General features: G+C 45.8%; 6 protein-coding genes. 4 read left to right on the forward strand and 2 right to left on the reverse strand.

Annotation, left to right across the window (positions count from 1 at the left end):
* Positions 1-521 (reverse strand): superoxide dismutase (locus tag B2899_RS06145; protein WP_286884504.1); only part of this gene is annotated, 521 nt, incomplete at its 3' end.
* Between the two features lie 470 nt (positions 522-991).
* On the opposite strand from B2899_RS06145, the gene B2899_RS06150 reads away from it, so the two are divergent.
* The 4 genes from B2899_RS06150 to B2899_RS06165 all read left to right on the forward strand — a co-directional run bounded on the left by B2899_RS06150 (position 992) and on the right by B2899_RS06165 (position 4,291).
* Positions 992-1,282, forward strand: a complete 291-nt coding sequence (locus B2899_RS06150) for a hypothetical protein (protein ID WP_146809178.1) — start codon at positions 992-994, stop codon at positions 1,280-1,282.
* Positions 1,283-1,409: 127 nt separating this feature from the next.
* A complete protein-coding gene (locus tag B2899_RS06155) occupies positions 1,410-1,835 on the forward strand; it encodes a GNAT family N-acetyltransferase (protein WP_146809177.1) in 426 nt (141 codons plus the stop codon).
* An 88-nt stretch (positions 1,836-1,923) separates the two neighbouring features.
* Positions 1,924-2,454 (forward strand): DUF402 domain-containing protein, encoded by a 531-nt coding sequence (locus tag B2899_RS06160; RefSeq protein ID WP_371863542.1) that lies wholly within the window; start codon positions 1,924-1,926, stop codon positions 2,452-2,454.
* 67 nt (positions 2,455-2,521) lie between these two features.
* Positions 2,522-4,291 (forward strand): ABC transporter ATP-binding protein, encoded by a 1,770-nt coding sequence (locus B2899_RS06165; protein WP_286884507.1) that lies wholly within the window; start codon positions 2,522-2,524, stop codon positions 4,289-4,291.
* Here B2899_RS06165 and B2899_RS06170 read toward each other — a convergent pair.
* Positions 4,242-4,498 (reverse strand): hypothetical protein (locus B2899_RS06170; protein WP_286884508.1); only part of this gene is annotated, 257 nt, incomplete at its 5' end. The two genes, B2899_RS06165 and B2899_RS06170, sit on opposite strands and share 50 nt — an antisense overlap.

The following is a 4,498-nucleotide window of genomic DNA, read 5'->3' on the forward strand; positions in this document are numbered from 1 at the left end:
TTCAGGTAGTAAGCATGCTCCCATACGTCCAGGCCAAGGATCGGAGTTTTGCCTTCCATCAGCGGATTGTCTTGGTTCGGCGTACTGGTGATTGCCAATTTGCCGTTGTCAACGATAAGCCAAGCCCAGCCGCTTCCGAAACGGGTAGCTGCTGCTTTTGCGAATTCTTCTTTTAATTTTTCGAAGCTGCCGAACGATTCGTTAATCGCGTCCGCGATTTCACCTGTCGGCTCGCCGCCGCCGTTCGGGCTCATAATTTCCCAGAAAAGGCTGTGGTTATAGTGGCCGCCGCCGTTGTTGCGTACGGCTGTACGGATGTTTTCCGGTACGCTGTTAATGTTGCGTAGTAAATCTTCGATGCTTTTGCTTGCCAGCTCTTCTTGTCCTTCGAGTGCTGCATTTAAGTTGTTTACGTAGGTTGCATGGTGTCTGTCGTGGTGAATTTCCATTGTTTGTGCATCGATGTGCGGTTCAAGCGCATCAAAAGGGTAAGGTAAAGCTGGTAATTCAAACTTTGCCATAATAAAACTCCTCCTTTTTGGTTGTACACGGATTTGTTTCCAAAATTAATTATATCGTACTGATATTAGAATTCAATACAAAACAGATAAAAAAGTATAGTAAATATGTTTTCATGTCCCATTCTGCCATTGGCACACCGCTCAACTCGTCCAAATTACGTCCCGCTTCGTTCCCCTTTTTACTTTTGCCGCAACTGTTCATTTTTAAACGTATCTGTGAGAAAGCGGGAGAGCGGACCCGAACGGCCGCTGTCTCCATCATTGAGTTGTCCGGATGTTTGGCCGTTCCCGCTCATACGTAAATCACGCGGACAGAATTGCTTCTTGAGAAAAGAAAACCTGTGCCATAGTGTTGCCGTAGCATTCCTGACATAAAAAGTTCAAAAAATTAAGGAAAAATGAAAGGTTTTTCTTGGGAGAGAAGTGAATATACTTAGTGAATAAAACTAAAAAGGAAGGGGCAATAAGTTATGTATCCTCTTGAAGAAGTATTGACCTGGGAAGCGGAGATGGACGATAGCCTTAGACAGGAGCGCCAGATACTTGCCGCCTATCAGTGGATGAAAATGGATTTAGCCGATCGTCGCGCTGTTCTTCTTCAGGAAGATGCTATCGATGTATTTGCCCTTGACCAAGTAGATCAGGCGATTGTTCGCGTGGAGAAGCTTATTCTGGAGAGAAACGTCATTATCGGTGAGAAGGAACAAGCTGTTCGTAATATGTATCGGCAATGGCGCGAATTGCTCCAAAACCAGCAATAAACGCCGAAAACCTGCCTGTATCCGGCGGGTTTTTCTTTTTCTGCGCTTTTCCTGCCCTGTAAATAGCGACATTTGACACTATGTAGTGTAAAATAAAAGATAGACGAAAAGCAGGGAGGACGTTGGCGTGTTAATACGGTCGTTTCGTTTAGGAGATTATGTACACATCACACGCATCTGGCAGGAAACAGGATTAGAGCAGACGGAAACGGAAACGCTTGACGCATTGGCGAAGCAATTGGCTTGGGATAGCGATCTCGTTATGATTGCTGAGTACGAAGGAGAAGTGGCCGGGGTTATTGTAGGAACCATTGATGGAACACGTGGCTATTTTTATCGGCTTGCCGTCAATCCTGCGCTGCAGGGTAGGGGGATCGGACGCAAACTGGTAGAAGCGCTGGAGAAGCGCTTTAAAGAAAGAGGCGTAACAAGAGTATTTATCATGGTAAATCAGGATAATAAGAAGGTCCTTCCTTTTTATAGCTTGCTTGGATATGAAGTGAAGGAATATATTACCTTATCGAAGAAGTTAATAACGCCTGATACGGAATAGAGGGCGTCTGCTTCATTCACGCCAAAAAAGGGAAGAATGAGCGTGAAGGAGTGTTCGTATACATTATATAATAAGAAGGAAGGAGAGCGTGATGACGTCACCCGGAACCCCGCTTCGCATCGAAAGCTTTAAGCATGATCAATCGTTTCACCGTTCATGGGACAAAACGCTGCTGCTTCACTTAAGTGACGCGGTTCTCATTGGCGGCAACGATAACGTCCGAGTCACGGAATCGGACGGACGGGAGTGGCGAACGCGCGAACCGGCGATATGTACGTTTGGCCGCGGGCAATGGTTCAACACGATTGCAATGATTCGGACAGACGGGATTTATTATTACTGCAACATCGGCTCGCCGTTTTCTTTGCGCAACGAGTTGCTAACGTACATAGACTATGACCTGGACGTGAAGGTCTATCCGGATATGAGCTATACCATTCTGGATAAAGAAGAGTTCGCGCTGCACAGCCGGCGAATGCAGTACCCTCAAGACGTAATCGATATGGTATATAAGGGAGTGCAAGAGGTCGTCACCTGGATTCAGGAGAGGAGAGGACCTTTTCATCCAGGTTTTGTCGATCGCTGGTATGAGCGCTATTTGCACTTGCGAAATCCATGAAACTCCTTTTCGTAAAGAAAGGGAGTTTTTTATTCAGCCGCGGGAGGCACAGAAAGGGGCTGAGGAATTGGGCAGCATACGAAGATATCTTGTATTTGTTAAGCCGTATGGAACAAAGATTGGACTGACGATTGTCATAGGCATCATCAAATTCGGAATCCCGTTGATTATGCCGCTGCTGTTAAAATACGTAGTGGATGATGTTCTGCTTGCGAAAATGCCGGCGGATGATAAAATGAAAAATTTGCTGTATGCTATGGCCATTGTTTTTTTTCTATTTACGATTGTGCGCTGGCCTATTGAGTACTGGCGGCAGTATCTGGCGCAGTCTGTGTCGAATACGGTGCTGTACGATATAAGGAATCGGGCCTTTGACCATATTCAAAAACTATCGCTTCGTTATTTTCATAATCACCGCGCGGGGGAAGTCATCTCGCGCGTGATTAATGACGTCGAACAGACAAAAAGCTTTGTGGATACCGGTCTGATGAACATATGGCTGGATCTGGTGACGCTTTTGATTGCACTCGGTATCATGTTCTCGATGGATGGATGGTTAACTCTTGTTGCGATCTGTATGTTCCCCCTGTATGGATTTTCTGTGAAATATTTTTATTCACGTCTGCGGCATTTGACCCGTGTGCGTTCTCAAGCATTGGCGTCTTTGCAGGCGCATCTTCACGAAAGGGTACAGGGGATACCGGTGATTAAAGGCTTTGCGCTGGAGGAACATGAGCAGGTACAGTTTGATGAGCGGAATAAAACGTTCCTTACTAGAGCGCTGGAACATACCAGCTGGAATGCGAAAACATTTGCCGTGGTAAATACGGTTACAGATATTGCACCGCTGTTGGTGATTGCCGTGGCGGGATACCAGGTCATTCATGGCAATTTATCGGTTGGAGAATTGGTGGCGTTTTATGCCTATCTTGACCGCTTGTATGCGCCATTGCGCCGTCTCGTAAATTCTTCGACAACGCTAACGCAGGCGTTTGCTTCGATGGATCGGGTGTTCGAATTTATGGATGAGAAGCATGAGATAGCAGATAAACCAGATGCGCGCGAATTGCCGCCGGTGGCCGGTCATGTGACGTTTGCGAATGTGCACTTCCGCTATGCACCAGACGGAGAGGACGTACTGAAGGGCATTACACTGACGGTGGAACCAGGAAAAACTGTGGCGCTGGTTGGTGCGAGCGGGGGTGGAAAATCTTCGTTGATTAGCTTGCTGCCTCGTTTCTATGATGTGAGGGAAGGAAGCATCTGTATCGACGGGTATGACGTGCGGGATGTGACGATGAAAAGTTTGCGCAGCCAGATTGGAATCGTACTGCAGGACAACATTTTGTTCAGCGATTCGATAAAGGAAAATATTTTGATGGGAAATCCGAATGCAAGTGAAGAGGAAATGATTGCGGCGGCCAAAGCGGCCAATGCGCATGATTTTATTATGGAACTGCCGAACGGATATGATACGGAAATCGGAGAGCGGGGCGTAAAGCTATCCGGGGGGCAAAAACAGCGGATTGCAATCGCTCGCGTATTTTTGAAAAACCCGCGTATTTTAATTCTGGATGAAGCGACATCGGCACTTGATTTGGAGTCGGAGCACCTGATTCAGCAATCGCTGGAACGGCTGGCACATAACCGGACAACGTTTATTGTTGCCCACCGTTTATCAACGATTACGCATGCCGATAAAATTGTGCTGATTGAAGACGGAACGATTAAAGAGGAAGGGACGCATCAGGAACTGATGAGTGCGCAGGGGGCATACTACAAATTGTTTACGGTTCAGAATTTGGATCGTGTGGAAGCAAACATGAACAATCCGTAAAATGACCAATAAAGCTAATATTTTTTAAGTTGATTAAAACGGTTTCAATTCCTTGAATTAATGTATGAGGGATATGTTCTGTACGATTAATCGTTTCAAGAACAATATTACCAGTGAATAATAGTTCAATTTCTTTTTTGTCTCTTTTATGGATTAGTTCTATCATCTTTATTCCTCCTGAGTTCTCCTTTTTCTGTGAAAATTGTG

This window comes from Aneurinibacillus sp. UBA3580 (assembly GCF_002375825.1).
GTDB classification, from domain to species: domain Bacteria; phylum Bacillota; class Bacilli; order Aneurinibacillales; family Aneurinibacillaceae; genus Aneurinibacillus; species Aneurinibacillus danicus.